Genomic DNA, 23976 nt, shown 5'->3' with positions numbered 1-23976 from the left:
AGCCAGGCGAGGCCCAAGCCGCGGTGACAACGCCGGACCGCGTTGCAGAACTGGAGGCCGAACGAGACGCGCTGAAGGACCGCTGGCTTCGGGCGGAGGCGGAACTGGCCAATCTCCGTGCGCGCGCTACGCGAGAGGTCGAGGATGCGCGCCAATGTGCGATTCAGAAGTTCGCACGGGACGTGGTCGAAGCTGCGGAAGACCTCCATCGTGGTCTCGCCAGCTTGCCAGCACCCGCGCCGGAGGAGCCGGAAATCGTCTCGCGGCTCCGAGAGGGCCTGAGCGGGATTGAGCGCAGCTTTCTGGCTACCCTCGAACGGAATGGAGTCACGCGGCGGGATCCGACAGGTGAAGCTTTCGATCCGAACTTCCATGAGGCGGTCGCCGATCAGCCGACCGCAGACCATCCTCCTGGCAGCGTCGCCCAGGCCTGGAGTTCGGTATGGCTCCTGAATGGCCGGCTGCTCCGTCCTGCCCTGGTCGTCGTCGCACGAACCCCAGCTCAGCAGGAGGGACACGCCGCCGCTCCCTCGCAGGCCGACGATGGGCCGTCTCCATGAGCCGGTGAGGCGGTCCAGGCCGCCGACCGGCGCGCCAGGGGAAAGCCGCTCCCGCCGTTATCACAGGCCGTGAAGTGGTGCCTGCGTGCCGGGTGCTCGGAAGCGTTCGGCTGCGCCAAGAAGGTGCCCAGGGCCTGAAGCCCTGGGCGCCTGCGAGGGTCATCCGGCCTTGATCGCGATACGCTTGGCCTTGTTCTGGCTGTCCGGCCGCTTCGGAAGAGTCACCGTCAGCACCCCGTTCTTGAACGCGGCCTCTATCCTGTCCGGGTCCACCTCCGAGCCGAGCTGGATCGAGCGCTGGAACTTGCCGTGCCACCGCTCGGTGTAGGTCGGGCTCTCGTTCTCGGACTTCTTCTCCCCCTTGAGCGTCAGCACGTCGTCGTTCAGCGTGAGCTCAACATCCTTCTCCTCCAGGCCGGGGAGTTCAGCGACGACGCGCACGTCCTTGTCCGTCTCGGACACCTCGACATGCGGCCATGCACCCGTCCAGCCCCCCTGGGCAACGGGAAGACCAAAGCCACGCAGGAAGTCGTCGAAGGTGCGGTTCATCTCGCGATGCAACGCGAGAAGCGGGTTTTCGTCCCCGGAGTAGCGGGACGCCGGCACGTTCCGGTTGCGGCTCCAGGGCATCAGGCCTTTCATGTCCATGACACACCTCATCTCAGACGAACAGGAGGCGTGGGCGCCAGCTCGCTGACGCCCACACCGACTGTTTGTTCAAACGACCGGCTGTTGGTCAGGCCGCCTTGCTCTCGATCTGCTGCGGCTGATTGCTGTTCGCGATCTCAATGCGCCGCGGCTTCAGAGCCTCGGGCACCTCGCGCACCAGATCGATGGAGAGCATGCCGTTCTCCAGGCTGGCGCCGGCAACCTTCACGTAGTCGGCCAGGCTGAACTGGCGCTGGAAGGACCGGCCGGCGATCCCGCGGTGGAGATACTGGCCACCGTTCTGCTCGGCCTTCTTACCGGCGACAACCAGCGAGTTCGGCTGCCAGGTGATCGTCAGCTCGTCAGGCGTGAAGCCCGCGACGGCCAGCGTCACACGGTACGCGTCCTCGCCCGTCTTCTCGATGTTGTAAGGCGGGTAGTTGTCATCCGGATTGAGGCGCAGAGCGTCCTCGAACATCCGGTCGAAGCCGATCAGGGACCGGCTGAGCGGAGCAAGATCCATCATTCCCATAGCCACATTCTCCTGTGAGCAACATGGATACGAGATCCGGAGCCCGATGGGCTCCTCGCCAAACCCCGCAGGGCGTCTGGCGACCGACTAGCTAGTCGAGGCTGTCATGATTTCAAGACTGCCTCGGCCGACCGCGCATGCGTTCACGGCGATGAGGGCTGGAGGGCGCCAGCCCACTCGCCGGCTGGGAAGTTCACGCCGCCAGTTCAGCGGGCGGCTGGTCCTCCTCCTTGGGCTGCTCAGCGACCATGGCCTCCGTGGTGATCATCAGACCAGCGACTGACGCCGCGCCTTGAAGGGCGGTGCGGACGACCTTGGTCGGGTCGATAATGCCGGCCGCCATCAGGTCCTTGAACTCCCCCGTCTGGGCGTCGAAGCCCCAGGCATAGTCGTCACGCTCGAGGACCCGGCCGGCAATCACCGCCCCCTCCTCGCCAGCGTTCTCGGCGATCTGGCGGAGAGGAGCCTGTACGGCCCTGCGGACGATCTCGATGCCGAGGCGCTGATCGCCGTTCTCAGCATTGAGGCTTTCGAGCACCTTGGCAGCACGGGCCAGGGCGACGCCGCCGCCGGGAACGATGCCTTCCTCGACCGCGGCGCGGGTCGCATGCAGCGCGTCATCGACGCGGTCCTTGCGCTCCTTCACCTCGACCTCGGTCGAGCCACCGACGCGGATAACGGCCACGCCGCCAGCCAGCTTCGCCAGGCGCTCCTGCAGCTTCTCGCGGTCGTAGTCCGAGGTGGTCTCAGCGATCTGCGCCTTGATCTGCTCGACGCGGGCCCGAATGGCCTCCTTCTCGCCGGCACCGTCGACGATCGTGGTGCTCTCCTTCTCGATCCGCACGCTCTTGGCGCGGCCGAGCTGGTTCAGCGTCACGTTCTCGAGCTTGATGCCGAGCTCCTCGGAGATCACCTCACCACCCGTCAGGATGGCGATGTCCTCGAGCATCGCCTTGCGGCGGTCGCCGAAGCCCGGAGCCTTCACGGCGACGACCTTCAGGCCGCCCCGCAACTTGTTCACCACGAGCGTGGCCAGGGCCTCGCCCTCGACATCCTCGGCCACGATCAGCAGCGGGCGGCCGGACTGCACGACGGCCTCGAGCAGCGGCAGCATCGGCTGCAGCTGGGAGAGCTTCTTCTCGTGGATCAGGATGTAGGGATTGTCGAGCTCGGCAACCATCTTCTCCGCATTCGTGATGAAGTACGGGGAGACGTAGCCGCGGTCGAACTGCATGCCCTCGACGACGTCGAGCTCGGTCTGGATGCCCTTGGCCTCCTCGACCGTGATCACGCCCTCATTGCCGACCTTCCTCATCGCCTCGGAAATGATCTGGCCGATCTCCGCGTCGCCATTGGCCGAAATCGTGGCGACCTGCGCCGTTTCGGCCGGTGTCGTGATCTTCTTCGACCGTGCCCGAACTTCCTCCACCACCGCGGTGACCGCCTTGTCGATGCCGCGCTTCAGGTCCATCGGGTTCATACCGGCGGCCACCGCCTTCGCTCCCTCGCGCAGGATGGCATGGGCGAGCACGGTCGCGGTTGTCGTGCCGTCACCGGCCTGGTCATTGGCTTTGCTGGCGACCTCGCGCACCATCTGCGCGCCCATGTTCTCGAACTTGTCGGCCAGCTCGATTTCCTTGGCGACGGTCACGCCATCCTTGGTGATCCGGGGCGGGCCGAAGCTCCTGGCGAAGACCACGTTCCGGCCTTTCGGGCCCAGGGTGGCTCTCACCGCGCGTGCCAGGACATCGACGCCGTGCAGCATCTTATTCCGGGCCTCGGTGCTGAACTTGACCTCCTTCGCAGCCATGACATCCTCCTTCTCAGCCTGATGTCCCCGCCGCTCCGTCGAGCACGGCGAGGATGTCGGATTCCTTCAACACAACGAGTTCCCTGCCATCGACCTTGACGTCAGTGCCGGACCATTTTCCGAACAGGACGCGGTCGCCTACGCTCACATCAGGGGGCTGTAGGCGGCCCTGGGTATCCCGGGCACCCGGCCCGACGGCAATCACCCTGCCCTCCTGGGGCTTCTCCTTGGCCGTGTCTGGTATGATGATGCCTCCGGCCGTCCTCTCGTCCGCTTCAATTCGCTCCACGAGAACGCGATCGTGCAGCGGCCTCAAGACCATGGCACTCTCCTATTGTGGGGTGGAACCGGACAGCGTCGTCGGGGGCTGTCCAGTCTGGCCGGTCAGGTAATGAACGGCCGGTTTTCCGGCAAGGGACCGGCCATGACTGGGCTCGAAGCTCCGGTGCATACTGCCCCGGGACCTACCCCGGGACGGGGAGTTGCAGGGCCGATCGGCCGGCCGAATCTGACAGCCCGGGTCCGGCAGGTTTACTGGGCGCAGATGCCCACCTAACTCTCTGCAGCTGGCCTTGCCCCTGGCCGGCGCGATCGCCGGAGCCAGGCCGGCTGCCATATGGCCCCGGGCCTCCGAGCGCGGGTTTCGGCTCACGGGCTGAGGCCGGCGACCTGCATTACGGCCGGTGCGAGTCAGACCGGCGAGAACTGGCCGGGCATGGGGAGCTTTCTATCGCTCTGGCTTGGGCTACCTCGGACCGGCCGGAAGGGAGACGAGCGCCTGCCCTGGATGGAACTGAAGGGGAAAGTCGCGGGCCGTTGATCCAGTGGCCCCATGCCGGGTCTGGGAATGCGACCTTTCACATGGGAGAAACGGGAATGTCTGTTCTGACAGGAGAGGATGTCCGTTCGATCCTCGGCCCCGTGGATAACCACCTCGTCGCTCGTATTCTGGCCACGGGCGCCACTCGCGAAGAACTCGCCGAGGCCTATACGTGGCTCAGCAACAACGAAGCACCGATGAACAGTGGCCAGCCTCTCGCTTCCGGCCGCGTCGCCGAGCTCATTGATCTCCTCGAGGAGAGCGAAGAAGACTCTCCGCCATCAACGCCGGGGTGACGACGCCGGGCGGCGCAAGTCTGGCGGTTGATGTCGTCCCGGGCCAGAGTTTCCCGACCAGGAGCGGCCATTGCCGCCCGCTGAGACGTCGAGGCCACCATCGCCTCCCCCACGGTCCTGCTCCAGCCGCTTCTACCATGCTCCTCGCTCGGGCGCTGCCGAAACGGCCGGCCTCCGTTCGCGTTTTTGGGGGGTGACATCGGGAGGACTGTACGCCGGACCAGCGGCCGTCCCGAGCTGCCACGGAGCCGCCGGAGGACGCCGGACCGCAGCGTATGGGGAAGCGTGGTGGGCGAAGTGGAAGAAAGCGACAGTCGGGAGCTGCTTCGCCAGCAGACGGCTCTGGCCCAGTTCGGGGAGCTCGCGCTGAAGTCCGATGACCTGGACGGGATCCTGACCGAGGCCTGCCGCTTGGTGGGGGAAGCCCTCGGCACCGACCTTGCCAAGGTCATGGAGCTGCAGGAGGACGGCGAGACCCTGTTCGTTCGGGCGGGTGTGGGCTGGAAGCCGGGCGTGGTCGGCAAGGTGACCATCAAGGTTTCCGATGACACGTCGGAAGGCTATGCCCTGAAAACGGGAGGGCCGATGATCTCCTCCGACATCGCGGAGGAGACGCGGTTCAGCTATCCGCCCTTCCTGGTAGAGAACGGGGTCAAGGCAGTGGCCAACGTCCCCATCATCGGCGCTGAGTGCAAGCCTCCCTTTGGCATCCTGCAGATCGACAGCCGCGAGCCGCGCCAGTTCACGGAGAACGACACCGCTTTTCTCCGCACCTATGCCAACCTCCTCGCGGTCGTGGTGGACCGCCTGCGCGCGACCGGGGACCTGCGCGACAGCGAGGCCCGGCTGCGCTCCCTGGTGGAGGGGATCCCGCAGTTCGTGTTCCGCTCACGCGGCTCGGGCGAACGGATCTGGGGGAGCCCTCAATGGGTTGCCTACAGCGGCCTCTCGGAGGCGGCGAGCCTCGGCCTGGGCTGGCTCGACGTGATCCATCCCGACGACCGCGCGGCCACGATGGCGGCCTGGGCCGAGGCGGAGGCACGCGGCCTGTTCTCCGTCGAGCACCGCACATACCATGCGGCGGACAGGACCTGGCGCTGGTTCCAGAGCCGCGCCACGCCGGTGCGGGACCCGGAGGGCCGCATCCTCGAGTGGGTTGGCACCTCGACCGACATCGACGACCAGGTGCGCGCGCGCGAGGTGCTGGCGCGGAGCCGCGAGGAGCTGGAGGCGCAGGTCGCGGAGCGCACCGCCGAGTTGCGGCAGGCCCTGGACAGCCTGCAGGCGGAGATGGCGCAGCGCGAGCACGCCGAGGAGCAGCTCCGGCAGGCGCAGAAGATGGAAGCGGTGGGCCAGCTCACGGGCGGCATCGCACACGACTTCAACAACATGCTGCAGGGGATCGCGGGCGGCATGGACATGGCGCGCCGCCGGATCGGCGAAGGCCGGGCCGCGGACGCGCTGCATTTTCTCGACCTCACGCGGCAGTCTGTCAGCCGGGCGGCCGGGCTGACCCGGCGATTGCTGGCCTTCGCACGGCGGCAGCGGCTGGAGCCGAAGCTGGTGGACCCGGACGCACTCGTCGCGGGAATGGCGGATCTGATCCGCCGGACGGTGGGACCTTCGGTCCGTCTGGACCTGCATCTGCGGGATGGCCGGGCGCGCGTGCTGTGCGACCCGACCGAGCTGGAGAGTGCGCTGCTGAACCTCTGCATCAATGCCCGTGATGCGATGCCGGAAGGCGGGCGGCTGACGATCGGTACGGACGACATCCGCCTATCGGCGGCGGACCTCATCGGACAGGAGGGCGCCGCGCCGGGAGATTACGTGGCAATCTCGGTCTCCGACACGGGTGTGGGCATGTCGGCCGACGTGGTGGACCGGGTCTTCGAGCCGTTCTTCACCACCAAACCGCTTGGTCAAGGGACGGGCCTGGGATTGAGCCAGGTTTACGGCTTCGTGCGGCAATCCGGCGGCATCGTCCGGCTGGAGAGCGCCCCTGGGAAGGGCACCACCTTGCGCCTCGTCCTGCCGCACCACGCACAGGCGGCCGTGGCCGAGCGCACCAGCAGCGGCGCTCCGGGACCGGACGAGGCCGTGCATGCGCATACCGTGCTGCTGGTGGACGACGAGGAGGTCGCACGGGAGGTGATGGCCGAGCGGCTACGCGAACTCGGGTATCGCGTGCTGGAAGCAGCCGATGGCCCCGCAGCGCTGCACCTGTTGGACGGTGGCGCGCAGATCGACATGCTGGTCACGGATGTGGGGCTGCCGAACGGGATGAACGGGCGGCAAGTCGCCGAGGCGGTACGCGAGCGACGGCCCGGAATACCTCTGCTGTTCATCACCGGTTATGCGGGCACCGACCTGGCTGCGGGAAGTGACGTGATCGACAAGCCCTTCGACCTCGACACCCTTGCTCGGCGGGTCCAGGCAGCTTTGGCCAGGCATTGAAGATCGGAGGGACGGGTATGCGGCGCGGCTGTGGCGGGTCCCACAAAAAGGAACTCGCCGACACAGGAGCCCCGAACGCCGTCACGGCTGGACAGGGGCCATCTGGCGAATCAAGATTCCGGCTCCGCTGCTCTCCGGGTGCCCTGCTCTGATCCGTCGGCCCTTTCGCTCGCATCAGAAGCGTCTCGCCGCCGTGGTCGAGGCGATGGCGACCGGCGCTACCGACGCCAGGGACATCCTGGCGGCCGTCACGCCGGGGGGCGGCAAGTCGCTCCTGCCGGTGTTGGCCGGCAGCCGCCTGATCGACGCCGGTATTGTCGAGCGCATCTGTTGGGTCGTTCCGCGCGACAGCCTCCGCCTGCAGGCCGAGGAGGCCTTCGCCGATCCGAACTGGCGCGCGGCGCTCGGCCACAGCCTCTCCGTCCGGGCGGCCGACAACAGCCCCGACCCGTCGCGCGGCCTCGCCGGCTACGTCACCACCTACCAGGGCGTCGCGGCCGCGCCCGATCTGCACCTCGCCGAGTTCCGGAGGCACCGGACGCTGCTGGTCATCGACGAGATGCACCACGTCCCGGCGCTGGCCGAGACCGATCCCACTGCGGCAGCCCAGGCGGCCCGGGCGGAGGAGGACGAGGCCAGCGCCTGGTCGCGCGCCATCCTACCACTCCTCGAATGCGCCACAGTCCGTCTCCTGCTCTCGGGCACGCTGGAGCGGGCGGACGGGCGGGGCATCCTGTGGCTGCCGTACCGCAAGGGTCCCAAGGCCCGCACCCGCGAGGTCGAGCTCGATGCCCCGGGCTGGGCCGTCATCGGCTATTCGCGCGCACAGGCCCTCGCCGAGAAGGCCGTGCTGCCGGTCACCTTCGGGGCGCTGGACGGCGAAGCCAGCTGGCGGGACGAGGAGGGCATCGAGGTCGGCCCCCATCGCCTCGCCAGGGCCTATCCCGAGGAGACCACCCGCCCTGCCCTCTTTACCGCACTGCGCACCGGTTTTGCCGAAGCGCTGCTGCGAGAGGCCTTCCTGGCCGTCCGCGACCTGCGCGCGTGCCGCCGGGAGGCACGCGGCCTGCCGGCGGGAGCCGCCGCCCGGGGCTTGGGCAAGCTGCTCGTCGTCGCCCCCGACCAGACTGCCGCCAAGCACTACCTCGAGGTGATCCGACGCTGGATCCCGGCAGCCCAGGCCGAGGAGGTGGCGCAGATCGCCACCTCCGACACGCCGAGGGCCCACGAGGTGCTTGCCGCCTTCCGGCTGCGGCCCGAGCCCTCGATCCTGGTCACCGTCGCCATGGCCTATGAGGGGCTGGACGCACCAGAAGTCGCCGTCGTTGCGGCCCTGACACATATCCGGTCCCGCCCCTGGCTGGAGCAAATGGTCGCCCGCGCGACGCGGGTGGACCCGAATGCCGGTCCCTATGACGAGCAGCGTGCCCTGGTCTTCCACCCGGACGATCCGCTCTTTGCGCAATTCCGCCGCCGGATGGAGACGGAGCAAGGCACCCTGGCGCGTCGGCCGAAGCCCGGCCGCGGTCAGGGCGCGCTGCCGCTCTGGCTGCGTGACCAGCTACCGCCGCCGAAGGAGGGCATCACGCCCCTTACCTCCAACGCTCTCGCCATGCGCTTCGACACCCTGCGGCCGGGACCGGAACTCGCGATGCGCCGCCCCGAGCAGGAGGAGGCGCAGGGCGAGATGCTCGAGGCGCCCTCGGTGGCGGAGCGGCGGCTTCGGGCGCGGCTCGGCGAAATGGTGGCCGCCCAAGCGGTCGAGGACGAGGCAGGTCGGGCTGGGCGGCGAGGTGGTGTGGCCGGCCCTGGCCTGTATCACCGTTACAATGCCTGCCTGAAGCGCATCATGAACAACAAGAGCCGGGCCCAGATGACCCTTGCCGAGCTGCAGGCGGCGATCGGTTGGATGGAGCGCAACCGCCTCTCGGAGCACCTCCACCTGCTCGAGGACGACGCCCGCTACGCCTGGTCCGTCCGGCAGCGCCGGGAGTGGAAGCCGCCGGTCGGCAAACCCGATCGTCGCGCCACGGCCGCGGCCAGTCAGAAATCCGTGCGGCTTCCCTAGGCGGTCTTCCTAGCTTGAATGATATCAACCGCCCTGGCACAGGACCGCACAGGATGGAGTGCGGACATGCCCGGGTAGACGCCGCAGCCCTTGAGCTACGACAATCGGTCGTGTCCCAACGCGTGGTGTAGGAGCGATGATCTCCGGCGGGCTGGGTAGCCGGGTCAGGCAGGCACGGCGGAGAGCCTGACCGAGGCAGTATCGCTGACGGAGCTGATGGCTTCCAGGGTCATGTAGCGGGAGCGCTGTGTGGCCCACTCGTCGGACTGCTCGTGGAGGATGGCGCCAATCAGCCGAACAGCCGCGGCCTCATTGGGAAAGATGCCGACAACATCGGTGCGGCGCTTGATCTCGCCATTCAAGCGCTCGATGGGGTTGGTAACCGGTATGAGGATGGCGGTGCCTGCTTATCCGGCTGGGACGGCTTCGGTCCTGGCGTATGGTGAGACCATCCGGGACGAGGGGCACCGGGAGCACGTAGTGGGCAGGCCGATCTATAGGATGAGCCGAGAGCTCGCGTTAGTAGCTGGCCGCCCCTGCGACCGACCCGGTTGCGCCGAGAGCGCGGATCCGTAGTTGTCGTGTTGCCCACTGCTCCCGTCGACCACTGGAGAGGAGCAGGAGATGGGACGTGTAATCGGCATGGACATCCACCGCACCTTCGCGGAGGTGGTGTTCTGGGAGGCCGGACGCCTCAGACCGGCGGGACGGGTGGACATGACCCGCTCGGGCCTGGAGGGGTTCGGGCGGACCCTGAGCCGGGAGGACGAGGTCGTGGTGGAGGCGACCGGCAACGCCATGGCCGTGGTGCGGGTGCTCAGCCCCTATGTGGCCCGGGTGGTCGTGGCCAACCCGCTGCAGGTGAAGGCCATCGCGCACGCCCAGGTCAAGACCGACAAGATCGACGCCGGCGTGCTGGCCTCGCTCCGCGCGGCGGGCTTCCTGCCCGAGGTGTGGGTGCCCGATGCCGGCACCGAGCGGCGGCGCCGGCTGGTGGCGCGGCGCAACCAGGTCGTGCGGCACCGGACCCAGGTCAAGAACGAGGTGCACGCCATCCTGCAGGCGCACCTGGTGCCGCCCTGCCCGCATGCCGACCTGTTTGGCCGGCTGGGCCGGACCTGGCTCGGCCAGCAGGTGCTGCCGGATGATGAGCGCTCTGCCATCGAGCGGCACCTGCGCGAGCTCGACCGCCTGGGCGAGGATCTGGAGGTGCTGGACCGGGACATCGCCCAGGCCGCCATCGACGATCCCGCGGTCAAGCGGCTGCTGACCATCACCGGCGTCAACCTGATCGTGGCAGCCGGGCTGGTGGCGGCGATCGGCGATGTGCGCCGCTTCCCCAGCTCCGAGAAGCTGGTGAGCTATGTGGGTCTGAACCCGCGGGTGCGTCAGTCCGGCCTGGGGCTCGCGCAGCATGGCCGGATCAGCAAGCACGGCCGCTCGCATGCCCGCGCCCTGCTGGTCGAGGCGGCCTGGGCCGCGTCCAAGGCCCCGGGGCCGCTGCGGGCGTTCTTTCTGCGCGTCCGGGCCAAGCGGGGGCACCAGGTCGCCGCCGTGGCGGTGGCCAGGAAGCTCGCCGTGCTCTGCTGGTGCCTGCTGACCCGGGAGACCGATTACCAGTGGGCGCGCCCGGCCCTGGTGGCCAACAAGGTCCGCGCGATGGAGCTGCAGGCGGGGCAGCCGGCGAGGAAGGGCAGTAAGCGCGGGCCGGCCTATGCCTACAACGTCAAGGAACTGCGGGACCGGGAGATCGAGGTCGCACGCCAAGCTGAACAGGCCTACGAGCAATTCGTCGGCCACTGGCAGCCACGCGGCCCGGGGAGACGGCGCACGGGTGCCGCCAATGAGGAGCGACGGTGAAGGCTGCGCGGCCGGGCTCACATCCTCGGGCCCGGCTCCTTGCCACGCGGTCACCCGTGCCAGGCCAGGATAGCAGATCACGACGGAAAAGCTTGTCGATCTCATCCGTGCTGTGGAGCTTGGCCCGGTGGGCGGCGGGGAAGTTCATGTAGGCCAGGACGTCCTCCTCTGCGGTGTCCATGAGGGCGGCGAGCTTTGGGACCTTGGGGCGAAGCTGATCAGCCACGGTGCGCCACTGGGCGTGCGCCGAGCCCGCGTCCTCCTGGGCATAGGCGGTGCCGATCCAGGCCGAGACGATGCGGCGCTGGGTCTTGCCCGCGTGGGCCAGGGCGTTGCGGGCGAAGTGGACGCGGCACCTTTGCCAGGTGGCCCGGAGCACCTTCGCCACGGCGGCTTTCAGGCCCTCATGGGCATCCGAGATCACCAGCTTGACCCCTGCCAAGCCCCGGCGGGCGAGGCCGCGGAGGAAGTCGAGCCAGAAGGGCTCCGCCTCGGAGGCCCCGACTGCCATGCCGAGCACCTCGCGGCGGACATCGGCGTTCACGCCCACCGCGATGGTGACGGCAACCGAGACGATCCGGCCCGCCTCCCTGACCTTCACGTAGGTGGCGTCCAGCCACAGGAAGGGCCAGTCGCCCTCGATGGGGCGGCTCAGGAAGTCGCGCACCCGCTCGTCGATCTCGGCACAGAGTCGGGAGACCTGGCTCTTGCAGACGCCCTCCAGCCCCGTGGCCTGGGCTTAGTCATCGACCGAGCGCGTGGAAATGCCGCGGACATAGGCCTCCTGGCTTACCGAAGTCAGCGCCTTCTCCACCGTCCGCCGGGGTTCGAGGAAGGCCGGGAAGTAGCTCCCCCGCCGGAGCTTGGGGATCCGGAGCTCGACGGTGCCCGCCCGGGTCTGCCAGTCCCGCTCGCGATACCCGTTCCGCCGCACCAGCCGGTCCGGGGAGCGCTCCCCGTGGGCGGCTCCTGTTACCTCGCCCACCTCCAGCTCCATCAGCCGCTGGGCGGCAAAGCCAATCATTTCGCGCAGGAAGGTCGCGTCCGAGCCTTTCTCCAGCAGCTCGCGAAGGGCAATCTTGTCATCGGTCATCGTGGCGGTCCGAGGTTCGGGTTGTAGGTCTCGACAACCCAGACCCTACCGAAGATCACCGCGGTGGCCGCCCCCTCTGAAGCGACCGCCTCCTACACCATCAGTCGGGACGCCACCTGCGAGACCGTGAAAGCGGGGAGGTTCTGGCACGCCTGACCGCAGTTCATGCCCCCGCTCGCCAGGAGCCGGGAAACGATCGCCCGGCAATCCGGATCAGAGAGCGCGTGCAGGGCGCCGTCGAGGCTGATCTCCTCCTCGGCCGGATGACGATGCGGTCGCGCCAAAACACCAGCTCCATTCTCCATTGATTCCGCAGTACGGAAATATGGGGCGAAGCAGGGTGCCGGTGTGGGGAGACGCGGCGACGCCCGATCCGGCCCACGCTGCACGAGGCATGGGGATGCCGAGTATTCGAGGGGACCAGAGAGGCTGGGTGAGAGCAGTGCCTCGACAGCGGAGGGCCGTTACCGCACGAGGCACGTTTCCTCTGACGCCGATGTCGCTGGACAGTGGTGCGTAAACCAAGCGGCGGATTCCGCGTTAGGACCGCGACGCGTGCGGGTGGGCCTGGAGGTAGGCCCGGCAACCTGGTCCCCCTGGGGTCGCTCCCCTTACGACCAAGCCCGCCGTTAACGGCCCTGTAAACGACGGAGCGGCCTTGGCGCTATGCGGCACCGCCCGCTTCACAGGGGCGTTATTGAGACACTGCGAGCGTCTCTCAACTGCCCCGTCCCCTTGAACGTTTAAGAGGAGGCCAACGGAGACTGCCATGTCCGGAAGCAAGCCGGCCACTGTGGCCGTCCCCGTGGCTGAGGAAGAGCTCGTCGTCGATAAGAAGAACGTCGAGACGGGAAGGCTGCGTATCTCGCTCACCACCGAAACGGTGGAAGATGTGGTCCGGGAGACCCTGCACGGCCGACGCGCAGTGGTCGACCGCGTTCCGGTCGGTCGTGAGGTTCAGGAACCACCCCGGGTCAGGGAAGAAGACGGCGTGGTCGTGATTCCGGTGGTCGAAGAAATCCTGGTGGTCGAGAAGCGTCTCCTCCTCAAGGAGGAGCTTCGTGTTCGCTACCTGGAGTCAGAAGAGACCATCGAGGTGCCGGTAGAGCGACGGGTTCAGACCGCGACGGTTGAGCGTACATCCCGAGACGAAGGATAGAGCCATATGACACGCACTGTTACCGGTTTGTTTGACACTCGGCAGGAGGCCGATGCGGTCGTCGATCATCTCCTTCAGGACGGCCAGATCCAGCGAAGCGCCATCAGGGTGTATGGCTCCGAGGGAGTTGCGCCCGCTCTGGCAGATGACAAGGGCTTCTGGGCCTCTCTCAAGGACCTGTTTATCCCCGATGAGGATCGTTACACCTATTCGGAAGGCATTCGCCGGGGGGGCATCGTCGTAGCGGCAGACGTCCCCGATGCTCTTGTCACGCAGGTCTCGGATATCTTTGAGCAGCATGGCGCGGTTGACCTGGACACGCGCGAGGCCGAATGGCGCCAGCAAGGCTGGAAGACCTACGGCAACGATGCGGTCGTCGGCGGCGCGATGACCGCTGTCGGAACGGCTTCAACGACAGAGCCGGCGCGGGTGCCCCCCGCTGTGACACCTGATACCGCGGCGGCCTCCGCGAGCCATCTCAACGACAAGGAGGAGGTGATCCCTGTCGTCGAAGAGCAGATCAAGATCGGCAAGCGGGATGTGGAGCATGGGCGGGTGCGTGTCCGCTCCTACATCGTCGAGACTCCGGTGAACGAGACCGTCACGCTGCGTGACGAGCATGTGCAGGTGGAACGTCGGCCGGTCGATCAGCCGCTCTCCGCGGCGGACGAGGCTTTCCGCGAGCGCACCATCGAGGCAGTCGAGCATACCGAGGAGGCCGTCGTCTCCAAGGAAGCTCGGGTGAAGGAGGAGCTGGTCATCCGGAAGGATGTGGAGCAGCACCAGGAGACGGTCTCCGACACGGTCCGCCGGACCGAGGTCGAGATCGAAGACGATCGGTCAGCCAAGTCACCCACCGCTCCTCGCCAGTAGAAGCTGTCGGGCTGGGCGAGAGATCTGTGTCCGGGCTGCCGGCCCGCTTGCCTGCACCACCATGAAGGTGGTGCATGCGCCAGGAATGGCGCAGGGCGGGCCCGCCCCTCTGCAGGTTTGCCGATCGGCCCGGACCGGGCCATCTCGCCGAACGGGTGTTTGTTTGGCGATGAGCCGAGATCGGTGCGAAGGCGTGTGATCACGCGGTAGGTACGGCTTCGCGGCCTGCGGCGCGGAACGCACGCCGTTTCGCCCGGACCATAAGCGATCGCTTCGACCATCACCTTGTGCCGTCGTTCGCGGCCAGGTGAACGGCGGGGCCATCTTTCCGCGGAGCATCCCATGGCACAGCGACGGATCCCCCGGTGGCCCTTCTGGATCGGTGTTCCACTTGCCGCGGTCTTTCTGCTCTTCGTCTTCTGGTCCTGGGACTGGTTCATCCCGCTGGTGGAGCGCCAAGCCTCGGCCGCGCTCGGACGGCGGGTGACGATTGCCCATCTGCATGTCCGTCTGGGCCGGATCACCGAAGTTGTGGTCGACGACCTGCGGATCGAAAATCCGGAAGGGTTTGAGGCCGAGGAGCCCTTCGCACTGGTCCCCCGCACCACAGCCCAGATCGACGTGATGGAGTACTGGCACAACCGCGCCATTGCCATCGCCATCCCGTCGCTGACGGTGGAGCGCCCGCAGCTCGCGGTGCTCGCCAAGGAGGACGGGCGGACAAACTATGGCTTCGACTTCGGCAAGCCAGCCGGGGAGGACGCGCCGAGACAGGACAAGGCCTCCTCCGCCCCCCGGATCGGCGTGTTGCGCGTCACGGAGGGCACGGCGCATGTGGTGAACCCGAAACTGAAGGCCGATTTCCGGCTGGACGTCGCCACGCGCGACGACGTCGCCACGCGCGACGAGGACACCCCAGACCCCATGATCGCCGTCAAGGCTGACGGCAGCTATGCCCGCCAGCGCATCACCGGCGAGGCGGCCGCGGGTGGCCTCGCCTACCTCCAAGACAATAGCCGTCCCTGGCCGATCGAGATGAAGCTCGCAAACGGGCCGACAAATGTGTCCATGAAAGGAACCGTCGAGAACCCGCTGGCCATGCAGGGGGCCGACGTGAACCTTTCGCTGCAGGGTCCGGACATGGCATTGCTGCAGCCGCTGACCGCCATCCCCTTTCCGCGCACACCGAACTACCGGGTGTCCGGCCGGCTCGATTACGCGCAGGGCCGGGTACGCTTCCGCGACTTCGATGGGCACATGGGCAGCAGCGACTTGTCCGGCACCATCGCGGTGACCACTGGCGGGGAGAAGCCGGAGGTCACGGCGGATCTGCGCTCCCGACGCGTGGACCTCGCCGACCTCGGCGGCTTCATCGGCGAAACACCCGGCCGGACCTCGACGCCCGGGCAGACGGCACAGCAGCGCCGCGAGATCGCCCGGGACGAGCGGAGCGCCAGGGTCCTGCCGGACACGCCGGTCAGCCTGCCGAAGCTCACGGCGGCCGACGTAAAGCTCAACTAACGTGCCGACAGCATCCGCGGCCGGCAGATTCCCTTCGACGGCATGGCCGTGGACATGACGATCGACAACGGCGCGGTGCGGCTGAACCCGGTGAGCTTCCAGGTCGGCAGGGGCCGGATCTCGGGCGAGATCGCCCTGAACCCCCAGGAGAATGGCGCGCTGCATGCCCGGGCCGACATCCAGTTCCAACGCGTGGACCTGGCGCGCCTGATGCAGCCCACCGGCTTCCAGGGCGACGGACTGATTGGCGGCCGTGCCCGGATCGACGGTTCCGGCAAGTCACTCGCCGACATCCTGGGCAGCGGCAACGGCGCGCTTTCGCTGAGCATGGCCGGCGGCGGCAATCTCAGCGCTCTGCTGGTAGACCTGTCCGGCGCGCGGCTGGGCAATGCCCTCCTGTCCTCCCTGAAGCTGCCGGACCGGACCCAGGTGGAGTGCTTTGTCGCCGACTTTGCCCTGCGTCGCGGTGTGCTGGACAGCCGGGCCTTGCTCCTGGACACAGAACAGGTGCTGATTTCCGGCGACGGGAAGATCGACCTGGGTCGGGAGCGGCTGGACTACCGGCTGCGCGCCGATTCCAAGCACTTCACCGTCGGCCAGCTGCCGACGCCCATCACCCTTGGCGGGACCTTCCGCAACCCCGATATCGGCGTCGATGCCACGGAAAGCGCGGCGCGCGGCGGCGCGGCGGTGGGGCTCGGGCTCCTGGCCGGACCGCTGGCCATCCTGCCGACGATCCAGTTCGGCATCGGCGACGACAACCGCTGTCAGGGGCTCGTGTCGCGGGGCCGCCGCGGTGGCTGAGCAGGACGGCTGGCTCCGGGCGCAGCAGCTCCGGTATGGCGGGGGGTAGACGGGCAGGACATCGTCCCCCTGCCGTTCCGGTCCTTCCAGGAAGCCGAGGGTCGGTTCCAGGAGCGCGACAGCTCCCCGGGGCCGGGGGGCCCCATCTCCTCCGCTGGCCCAGTCACCACCGGAATCCGGTGCAGTCCCTGGGGCGAAACCGGCCGAACGTCACCCGCCGTCTTCGAGGACATACTGAAGATGCGGTGCCACGAGTTCGAGAAAGGCTCGGACGCGCAGCGGTGGGTGGGCGTGGGCCGCCCGGGTGCACTTTGGCCCTTACGTCGCTAACCTGGCAGCGCCGCGCCGCCTTCCCCTCGGCCGTGTAGGTCCGCCGTCCGCCACGGGTGACGATCTCCACCCGCTCCATCGCCACAGTGCCAGCACCGATGCTGGCACCAGTGCTCGCCACCCCTCGCGCCATCGTCGCCCCTCCGCGACGGCCTACCTCGCGGGCTCAAGGGCGACGATCAAGAAGGGCCGTGACGCCGCGCTTGGGGTTTACTGCGGCCAGTTACTCCGAGCCGTGGCTCTTGTGGTTGGCGGTTATCTTCCGCTTTCGAGGATGCGCGCGAGCGGTAGTGCAATCTCGCACACCAGCCCGGAGGGCTCCCAGCTTCGTTCCACCACGCCTCCCAGTTGCCCGCGGATGGTGGAATCCATGAACCGCGAGCCGAAGCTGCGGCGGGTCGGCGGCCCCGGGATGGGCGGCCCGCCCTGCTCCGCCCAGCGCAGGTGGAGGAGCCCGTCTTCCCCGGTCCGGCGCCCGAGCCGCCAGGTGACCTCAACCGCGCCGCCCGGAGTGGAGAGCGCCCCGTGCCGGGCCGCATTGGTGGCCAGCTCGTGCAGCACCATGGTCAGCGGCTGCACGGCGGCCGGGGCGAGGTGGACCTGGGGCCCGTCCAGCGAGAAGGGCGCGACTTCTCCAGGGGCCACCGGGATGGTCGCCAGTTCCCGCTCAACCACGGCACGCAGGTCGGCGCCGGACCAACCCTCCTCGGCGAGCAACGAGTGTGCCCTCGCCAGAGCGCCCACCCGCCCCTCGACCGCGGCGGCAAAGGCCTTCGGCTCATCGGCGGGCGTGAGGCGCAGAATGGACTGGACCACCGCGAGGGCGTTCCTGGCGCGATGGTCAACCTCGCGTGCCAGCGTTTCCCGTCGCCGCGCGTCCTCCACCTGCTCGGTCACGTCCATCGAGACGCCCGCGATCTCGCGGACACTCCCCTCCGCGTCGGCAGTGGCTCTGCCGACCGAGCGCAGCCAGCGCACCGTGCCGTCCGGCCAGACAGCGCGGAATTCGGCCTCGAAGTCGTCCGTCTCCCGCTCCAGCACGCGCCGCATGGCGTCCCGCACGACAGGGCGGTCGTCCGGGTGAACGGCCTCAAGCAAGGCCGCGAGATTGCGGATTGAGCGCCCTGCACGGCCGGTCAGCCGCTCCTCCCGCTCCGGCGAGCTGTTCATCACATCGGCAGTCGGATCCCAGTCCCAGGCGCCGACCCTGGCCGCTTCCAGGGCGCGGACGAAGCGGGCCTCGCCCCGGCGCAGCGCCGCCTCCGCTTCGGCAATGCTGGCTCGGAGCGCCTCGAACTCGGTGACACCCGAGGGGGGCAGCCCCTGCAGTGTGCCACCGCCGCGGGTCACGTCCCTCGCCTTCCGGGTGAGAGCATCGACCGGCAGGATGATGCGGCGCCCGAGGGCCGCCGCCCAGGCCGCCGCGGCGAGGAGGACCATGCCGCCCCCGATGCCGAGGCCGAGGAGTGGGCGCTGCCAGCTGGCCCGATAGGCCGCGGCAGGCTGAGCCACCCCCACCCTCCAGCCCGGCGCCCTTTCGAGCCGGTGCTGGGCGTAGATTAACTCGTGCCCATCGAGCGAGCGAACGGGGCCGGTGCCGGCCGTCTTGTCATCGGGGATGAGCGCGTTCCAGTCAGGCGGCGCAGCGGCCCCGAGGAGACGCTCATGGTCCTGCGAGCGCGCAACCACCCTCTGGCGCGCATCGGTGAGCGCGGCGACGGTGTCCTCCGAGCCGGCCACCTGTGCTGCGAGCAGGCCAGCCAGCCGCTCGGGTTCGAGCCGCGTCAAGAGAACAAGCACGGCATGGGCATCGCGCAGAACCGGGACCGCCACGACGATGAGCTGCCGCTCGGAGACCGCGCCCACCAGCAAGTTGCTGACGGCAGGACGGCGTGTATTGAAGACAGCACGGACCGCCTCGGCGGCATTCGTCCCTGGCAGGGCCTCGCCGAAGGGCCGCTCCGTGGTCATCAGCTGGGCGAGGTCAGGGGCCACCACCACGACCGGCGAATGGACGGCTTCGGCCGCGCGCCTGGCGTGTACATAGAAGGCTTCGAGTTCGGCGGGGCCACGGTCGAGCAGGGGGGAGGCGGCCAGCGCGGCCAGGGTCGTGAGATGGCTGTTGATCTCGGCGTCGACGGCGAGCGCCAGGCCGCGAGCCGAGTCTTGCAGCCGCTCCTCGAAGGCTTCGCGATAGCTCCCGATCGCGTGCCACGCGGCCGCGCCGCCCACGCCGAGCGCCGGCCCGGCCGCTGCCAGCGCAAGCACCACCAAATGGGCCCGCAGGCCGCGCGTCCGCCGCGCCACGAGAGGACCCGCCGTCGCGCGGGGGGCCGAGGCGGACGTGCCTGCCAACCGCGACGTGGCAGCTCCCTGTGACGACACGGGCCTCCCGTCCTCCAACCATGCTGGGCCGGTGGGTCGTGCATTCGACCCGATCGGCACAGCGTCATTTCATCACGACCTCATACAACCGCAACGTGTGTCGCGCGCGTAAGTTGAGCCCCGGCCCCTGCGCACGGCAAGGATTCTGGCCCGGATGTCATCTCCCGGGTCGGCGCCATACTCAAAATCCTGACCGGTGGGATGTTCTAGGCCGGGGCGGACGCGCCTACGGTCTGACGCGCGTCGAGCACCGTACGGATCGCTCGCGCCAGTCTGGGTAGTTCGTAGGGCTTGATGATGGTGTCGCTCCCCGGGCCGGGCGCGCCATCGCCCGGAGGCGCATTGTCCGGGCCGCCGGAGGTGTAAAGGATTGGCAGATGGGGCCACCGCCGCGTGGCCTCGCGGGCGAGTTGGCGCCCGTCTATGCCAGGCAGCCAGAGATCCGTGAACAGGAGGGCGACGTCCGGTGTGGTGTCGAGGATCGTCAAGGCGGATGAGGCATCCTGCGCCGGGAGGACGCGGTAACCCAGCGCCTCGAGCCCCTCGGTGGTGTAGGCCAGGATGTCCGGCTCATTCTCCACCACCAGGATTTTCTCGCCCCGTCCCGCCAAGCGGCTGGCGTCCATCGGCTGGGATGGGGATGTCCCGGCTGCGTCCTCGACAACAAGGCGGGGGAGATAGATGGTCACGGCCGTTCCAATCCCCGGCTCACTGTCGATCTTCACATGGCCGCCGGCCTGGGTGGCGAAGTCTACGACCTGATACAGTCCCAGCCCCGTACCCTTCCCAACCCCCTTTGTTGTGAAGAAGGGTTCGCAGGCACGCGCGGCCACCTCGCGGGGCATCCCGACGCCCGTATCCCTCACCGTGATCTGCACGAACTCGTCGCCCGGAACCGGGACAGGGACCGGCCCGGTCGCAGTGGTGCGCGCGACCTTCGCGGTCTCAATGGTCACCGCGCCACCCTTCGGCATCGCGTCCCGTGCGTTGATCACCAGGTTCAGCAGAGCGACCTCGAGCTGGTTTGGGTCAACCAATATCGTCCAGGGGTGGTCCGTCAGGACGAACTCAACCGCGATATTGCTCGTGACCGATTGGTGGATGAGATCGGAAAGCTCCGTGATGAGCGCGTTCACGTCGACGAGCTGAGGCTCGCGGGGCTGACGCCTTGAGAAGGCCAGAAGGCGCTGCGTGAGGGAGGCGGCCCGCCGCGCACCACTTCGCGCCAGCTCGATTCCGCGCCGGACCTTTTGCAGCTCGGAGGCGTCGAGTGACCGCTCGGCCTTATCAAGGTTGCCCAGGATGATCATGAGAAGATTGTTGAAGTCATGGGCCACACCGCCCGTGAGATGCCCGACGGCCTCCATCTTCTGCGCCTGCCGGAGTTGCTCCTCGGCCTGCCTGCGCGCCGTCACGTCGGTATAGAGTGTGACGAACCCACCATCCGGGAGAGGATTGCGGCGTAACTCCATGACGCGCCCATTCGGCCTGGTCCGCTCGATCGTCCCGGAGCTCTTGCCGGACCGCAGGAGCGCCATGCGCCGCGCGACCTCGGCCTCCACGTCAACCTCGCCGAACTCCCCGGCAAGGGCCTGAGCGCGCAGGATGTCCGCCATGGACAGCCCGGTCCGCAGCATTGCTTCGGGAACACCCGTGAACTCCGCGAAATGTGAGTTCCACTCCACAAGGCGCAGATCGGCGTCGAGCATCATCACGCCGTCCGTCATGCCCGCGAGAACCACCCGGAGCCGCTCAGATCTGGAGCGCTCCAAGGTACCGGGGCTCGTTTCGCGCATGCATTTCGCAAGGGACTGGAGATGACGCCACATACTCTGGACCCGGCCGCCAAGCGAAAGCAGACCCAAACTCACCCGCCTCGATTTGGACACTGCTGCATCCCTCTCAGCTCTTGATGCCCTGCAGTCAGGTCGAGTGGCTGCCTCTGGCCAACATTGGAAAACGATGCCTGAACTCAGCAAAGCAGAACGCAAGCTGGCGCGGAAAGCTTCGGGGCGGCGCACGGCCTGTTCGCGTCGGCGAGCGCGGGCTCAGCTAGGCGAGGTCGTTCTCGGCGTCACCCTTGTCCTCGCCCTCCGGCGGCGCTGCTGGTTCTACTGGCGTCGCCTCGGACGGTGAGCCTCCGCCAAGCAGGCTCGTCCCCAGGCTCGCGGCTGCCACGATGTTGGTGGCCATCGTGGCGGCGGTCAGTGCCGCGGCTTCCACCGCCGCCACGGCGGGGGTCGCCGCCGCAGCCATCGCAGCGGCGCCCGCGTCGGCGAGGGATGCCATGGCGCTGGGCAAGGTCTCCGCCGGGTTCTCCTCCGCTCCACCGGAGGAGGACACATCGGGCCTGGTCGTGTCCGCAGGCCTGGTCTGCGCGGCACGCCGGCGCTGTGGCTTGGCGCCCGATGTCGCCGCCTTGTTGCCGCCCGTGCTCGGGCCCTGCTTGCCCGTCTTGGGCCCAGTGGGCGTGCTGCTGGCGCCACGAGCTGTTGCCCCCACGCCCCTGGCGCGCGTCGCCGCTCCGGCCTTGGCCTTCGGTCTGGCCGCGGTGTCGGCCTTCGCGGCGCGCCCGCTCGCGGGCTGCACTGGCGAGGCCACCGCCCGCGAACGGCTGGTGGTCGCAGGCCTGTTGATGGCCTTTGGCCTGGTGCTCGCCCGGCCTGCCGCAGGCGGCTTCGCTCCCGCGCGTGTCGCCCCGGTTCTCCTGGCCTTCCCGCTGGCGCCTCCTATCTCGGGCGTGGCTCGCGCGCTACGCCTCTTCGGAGCAGCGGCCGATCGCGCAGGTTGCTTGGCCCGGGATGCTGCACCGCGGCTCGCGGCGCCCCGAGGACCCGTCTCGGCGGCCCGCGTTGCTTTCGGTGTCCTGGCACCAGCGCCGCGCCCCTTCGGCGAAGCGGCTGACCTCGCTGTCCGCGTGCCGGGAGATGTCGTAACCCGCTCCTTGCTGCTCGCGGGTTTGCCTGCGGCCCGTCCTGCGCTCGCAGCCCGACCCGCAGCAGTACTCTTCGTCGTCGCGGCACGCGCTGTCTTCGCGGCGGCAGCACCAGCGCTGCGCCCCTGCGTGGCGCTTTCGACCCTTGCGGCCTTCCTCACTGACCCTGCAGCGCCCAGCCTCTTGGCCGCACGAGCCGTCGTCGCCGTCTTCTTTGCAGCTTTCGGCTTGGCCGCCGCAGCTCGGTGGGCCGTCGTCTTAGGTGCCGCCTTGGCGCCACGCCCATTCCGAGCAGCGGCGGGGGGGGCGGCCCGCTTGGATGCTGTCCCGGCCCCTGCAGTTCGGGTGCGTGTGGACCGTCCGCCCGAAGCTCCCCTGCTTTTTGATCCGGCGGCCGTGCCGCGTGCCTTCTTGGGCTTGTCCTCGTCACGTGGGGTCTTCGCCATGGATCACCTCGCCTCGTCCTCCGGCGAATCATCACCGGACCCGATAGTTTCACCTGACCCTGACATAAATTGCCACGGGCGTATCGCCTGAGCCGTGGGATCGGGGGCAGGCCATGCCGAAACCAGGTCCAGGCTGACGGATCCGAACGGCTCTTCCCGATGGACGGTGTCCGCGCTCTTTGAAGGCCGGACGACCGGCGCCGATCTTCACGACGTGGGCGGCGGTCCCGATCGCCACGGCCGCGGGCTTCTCACCACGTGGTCCCTTGAGCTTTCAGCGTTCCTCCACGAAGGTGCCGATGAGGCGCAGCAATTCCAGATGCTCTGGACCGTACACGTGTCGGGTAAGGAACTCTCCGATTTTGAGGTCTGCCGTCTGGCCCCGGATGCCGCGTTAGGTTCGTGCCTGACGAACACCATCTCCGGTTCCGCCCCTCTCCGCTCCCCTCTGACCCGATCAATAACGCCCATAGCCACCCGGTCCAGATCCGTATCCTGGAGCGGCCTGCCAGAACCGCCCGGCCCAGGTCCGTATCCACCAGGCGCGCCACCCCGGCCATAGCCGCCGTGGTCGTCGTTATGATGACCACGCCAAGGCGCGCAGGCGCTGGTGGCGAGGGCGCATCCGAGCGCCAGGATCATCAAGAGCTTCATCGGCGCGGTGTCTTCCCTCTCACGAGAGCGAAACGCCGGGGTGGCCGTTTGTATGCGGCAGCCGGGCCGTTTGGGCCCGAAACTGTCCGACAGACCTACCCTGGATGACCTCCGAGGTGTGCAACGGCGGGCGGGTTCGGCGGAAGGCCGCCAGATCTTCACGTGGTCCTTCGGCGCGACATACAGTTTATCGCCCGCCTCCTTGACATCCGGCTTCGCGCCCCGAGGCTTGAATACCAAGCATCAGCTGTTGTGCATTGCCATCGGCAGAGTTCCAGAAAGCCCGAATTCTGCGGCTCTGCGCGTCGTGGTAGCCTGAGCCCGGCAGCGCTCATCCCAGCACGACCTGCTGTTCAAACAAACCGAGCCACCTCTCTCAGGGTCGCGGGACCATCCGGATCACTGCTTCCAGCGCTGCGTGGCTGACGCCTTCGATCGCGTCCGCGACAGTGCCGTGCATTCGCGCGAAAGCCTGGGTGTTTCGCCCGACGAGCGTTTCCTCGCCGCAGCCCAATCCTCGGAGCGCGTTGCAAGCCCAGTCGTAGTGCCTCGCCTCATCCGCTGCGTGACCGGCGATAAGCGAGGCCAGGGCCGGGGGGTAGGATCTGTCAGCGTTCGCGCCAGAGCTGCCGTCACTCGTCGGCTGCCGCCGTCATTCATCCTGCCTTGAGGATGGCGAGCACGGTGGTCGCACGACGGAGATGAAGCATGCGACGGTGGTTGGCGGG

The 23976-nt window shown here is 68.2% G+C and carries 17 protein-coding genes and 2 pseudogenes; 9 read left to right on the top strand and 10 right to left on the bottom strand.

Going from position 1 to position 23976, the window contains the following annotated elements; all coding sequences use genetic code 11:
* Positions 1 to 560: nucleotide exchange factor GrpE (locus tag ACO1BU_RS29730; protein WP_424139581.1), on the top strand; the 560-nt coding region annotated here is incomplete at its 5' end.
* Positions 561 to 719: 159 nt separating this feature from the next.
* Here ACO1BU_RS29730 and ACO1BU_RS29725 read toward each other — a convergent pair.
* From ACO1BU_RS29725 to groES, 4 genes are all read right to left on the bottom strand, one after another.
* Positions 720 to 1208, bottom strand: coding sequence for an Hsp20/alpha crystallin family protein (locus tag ACO1BU_RS29725; protein WP_424139580.1), 489 nt, complete (start codon positions 1206 to 1208; stop codon positions 720 to 722).
* 88 nt (positions 1209 to 1296) lie between these two features.
* The gene (locus ACO1BU_RS29720; protein WP_424139579.1) at positions 1297 to 1740 is read right to left on the bottom strand and encodes an Hsp20 family protein; all 444 of its coding nucleotides are present in this window, start codon (positions 1738 to 1740) and stop codon (positions 1297 to 1299) included.
* Positions 1741 to 1933: 193 nt separating this feature from the next.
* On the bottom strand, positions 1934 to 3550 hold the full coding sequence (gene groL, locus ACO1BU_RS29715; protein WP_424139578.1) for a chaperonin GroEL: 1617 nt from the start codon (positions 3548 to 3550) through the stop codon (positions 1934 to 1936).
* A 13-nt stretch (positions 3551 to 3563) separates the two neighbouring features.
* Positions 3564 to 3872, bottom strand: a complete 309-nt coding sequence (gene groES, locus ACO1BU_RS29710) for a co-chaperone GroES (RefSeq protein WP_424139577.1) — start codon at positions 3870 to 3872, stop codon at positions 3564 to 3566.
* Positions 3873 to 4426: 554 nt separating this feature from the next.
* Between groES and ACO1BU_RS29705 the strand changes: the two genes are divergently transcribed.
* The 3 genes from ACO1BU_RS29705 (at position 4427) to ACO1BU_RS29695 (ending at position 9188) form a co-directional block, all read left to right on the top strand.
* Positions 4427 to 4666 carry a hypothetical protein gene (locus tag ACO1BU_RS29705; RefSeq protein WP_424139576.1) on the top strand — a complete coding sequence of 80 codons (240 nt, stop codon included), beginning with the start codon at positions 4427 to 4429 and terminating at the stop codon, positions 4664 to 4666.
* 288 nt (positions 4667 to 4954) lie between these two features.
* Positions 4955 to 7120, top strand: coding sequence for an ATP-binding protein (locus ACO1BU_RS29700; protein WP_424139575.1), 2166 nt, complete (start codon positions 4955 to 4957; stop codon positions 7118 to 7120).
* A 100-nt stretch (positions 7121 to 7220) separates the two neighbouring features.
* Entirely contained in the window at positions 7221 to 9188 is a 1968-nt protein-coding gene (locus tag ACO1BU_RS29695) for a DEAD/DEAH box helicase (RefSeq protein WP_424139584.1), read from the top strand.
* A 164-nt stretch (positions 9189 to 9352) separates the two neighbouring features.
* Here ACO1BU_RS29695 and ACO1BU_RS29690 read toward each other — a convergent pair.
* A pseudogene (locus ACO1BU_RS29690) lies at positions 9353 to 9568 on the bottom strand (transposase); the annotation flags it as partial.
* Between the two features lie 262 nt (positions 9569 to 9830).
* Here ACO1BU_RS29690 and ACO1BU_RS29685 point away from each other — a divergent pair.
* Positions 9831 to 11048: an IS110 family RNA-guided transposase gene (locus ACO1BU_RS29685; RefSeq protein ID WP_424139583.1), complete on the top strand. Its 1218-nt coding sequence runs from the start codon at positions 9831 to 9833 to the stop codon at positions 11046 to 11048.
* Positions 11049 to 11136: 88 nt separating this feature from the next.
* Here the strand turns inward: ACO1BU_RS29685 and ACO1BU_RS29680 are convergent.
* Positions 11137 to 12141, bottom strand: a pseudogene (locus tag ACO1BU_RS29680) (IS256 family transposase); the annotation flags it as partial.
* Between the two features lie 92 nt (positions 12142 to 12233).
* Positions 12234 to 12425, bottom strand: a complete 192-nt coding sequence (locus tag ACO1BU_RS29675; protein WP_424139574.1) for a hypothetical protein — start codon at positions 12423 to 12425, stop codon at positions 12234 to 12236.
* Positions 12426 to 12910: 485 nt separating this feature from the next.
* Between ACO1BU_RS29675 and ACO1BU_RS29670 the strand changes: the two genes are divergently transcribed.
* The 4 genes from ACO1BU_RS29670 to ACO1BU_RS29655 all read left to right on the top strand — a co-directional run bounded on the left by ACO1BU_RS29670 (position 12911) and on the right by ACO1BU_RS29655 (position 16498).
* Positions 12911 to 13300, top strand: a complete 390-nt coding sequence (locus ACO1BU_RS29670) for a DUF2382 domain-containing protein (RefSeq protein ID WP_424139573.1) — start codon at positions 12911 to 12913, stop codon at positions 13298 to 13300.
* A gap of 6 nt (positions 13301 to 13306) precedes the next feature.
* Positions 13307 to 14173: a YsnF/AvaK domain-containing protein gene (locus tag ACO1BU_RS29665; RefSeq protein WP_424139572.1), complete on the top strand. Its 867-nt coding sequence runs from the start codon at positions 13307 to 13309 to the stop codon at positions 14171 to 14173.
* Between the two features lie 342 nt (positions 14174 to 14515).
* Positions 14516 to 15694, top strand: a complete 1179-nt coding sequence (locus tag ACO1BU_RS29660) for an AsmA family protein (RefSeq protein ID WP_424139571.1) — start codon at positions 14516 to 14518, stop codon at positions 15692 to 15694.
* Between the two features lie 12 nt (positions 15695 to 15706).
* A complete protein-coding gene (locus tag ACO1BU_RS29655) occupies positions 15707 to 16498 on the top strand; it encodes an AsmA family protein (RefSeq protein WP_424139582.1) in 792 nt (263 codons plus the stop codon).
* A 585-nt stretch (positions 16499 to 17083) separates the two neighbouring features.
* Here the strand turns inward: ACO1BU_RS29655 and ACO1BU_RS29650 are convergent.
* From ACO1BU_RS29650 to ACO1BU_RS29640, 3 genes are all read right to left on the bottom strand, one after another.
* On the bottom strand, positions 17084 to 19183 hold the full coding sequence (locus ACO1BU_RS29650) for an HWE histidine kinase domain-containing protein (protein WP_424139570.1): 2100 nt from the start codon (positions 19181 to 19183) through the stop codon (positions 17084 to 17086).
* A gap of 236 nt (positions 19184 to 19419) precedes the next feature.
* Positions 19420 to 21009 carry a PAS-domain containing protein gene (locus ACO1BU_RS29645; RefSeq protein WP_424139569.1) on the bottom strand — a complete coding sequence of 530 codons (1590 nt, stop codon included), beginning with the start codon at positions 21007 to 21009 and terminating at the stop codon, positions 19420 to 19422.
* A gap of 256 nt (positions 21010 to 21265) precedes the next feature.
* Positions 21266 to 21814 (bottom strand): hypothetical protein, encoded by a 549-nt coding sequence (locus ACO1BU_RS29640; RefSeq protein WP_424139568.1) that lies wholly within the window; start codon positions 21812 to 21814, stop codon positions 21266 to 21268.
* Positions 21815 to 23976: the final 2162 nt, after the last annotated feature.

This window comes from Roseomonas chloroacetimidivorans, from assembly GCF_049629625.1.
Taxonomy (GTDB): Bacteria; Pseudomonadota; Alphaproteobacteria; order Acetobacterales; family Acetobacteraceae; genus Roseomonas; species Roseomonas chloroacetimidivorans.
This window is presented reverse-complemented; position numbering and strand designations above follow the sequence as displayed.

Excerpts from the sequence above, each read along its gene's own strand:
- ACO1BU_RS29725 (WP_424139580.1), bottom strand. The coding sequence starts at position 1,208 with ATGGACATGAAAGGCCTGATGCCCTGGAGCCGCAACCGGAACGTGCCG.
- ACO1BU_RS29720 (WP_424139579.1), bottom strand. The coding sequence starts at position 1,740 with ATGGGAATGATGGATCTTGCTCCGCTCAGCCGGTCCCTGATCGGCTTC.
- groL (WP_424139578.1), bottom strand. The coding sequence starts at position 3,550 with ATGGCTGCGAAGGAGGTCAAGTTCAGCACCGAGGCCCGGAATAAGATG.
- groES (WP_424139577.1), bottom strand. The coding sequence starts at position 3,872 with ATGGTCTTGAGGCCGCTGCACGATCGCGTTCTCGTGGAGCGAATTGAA.
- ACO1BU_RS29705 (WP_424139576.1), top strand. The coding sequence starts at position 4,427 with ATGTCTGTTCTGACAGGAGAGGATGTCCGTTCGATCCTCGGCCCCGTG.
- ACO1BU_RS29685 (WP_424139583.1), top strand. The coding sequence starts at position 9,831 with ATGGACATCCACCGCACCTTCGCGGAGGTGGTGTTCTGGGAGGCCGGA.
- ACO1BU_RS29670 (WP_424139573.1), top strand. The coding sequence starts at position 12,911 with ATGTCCGGAAGCAAGCCGGCCACTGTGGCCGTCCCCGTGGCTGAGGAA.
- ACO1BU_RS29665 (WP_424139572.1), top strand. The coding sequence starts at position 13,307 with ATGACACGCACTGTTACCGGTTTGTTTGACACTCGGCAGGAGGCCGAT.
- ACO1BU_RS29660 (WP_424139571.1), top strand. The coding sequence starts at position 14,516 with ATGGCACAGCGACGGATCCCCCGGTGGCCCTTCTGGATCGGTGTTCCA.
- ACO1BU_RS29645 (WP_424139569.1), bottom strand. The coding sequence starts at position 21,009 with ATGCGCGAAACGAGCCCCGGTACCTTGGAGCGCTCCAGATCTGAGCGG.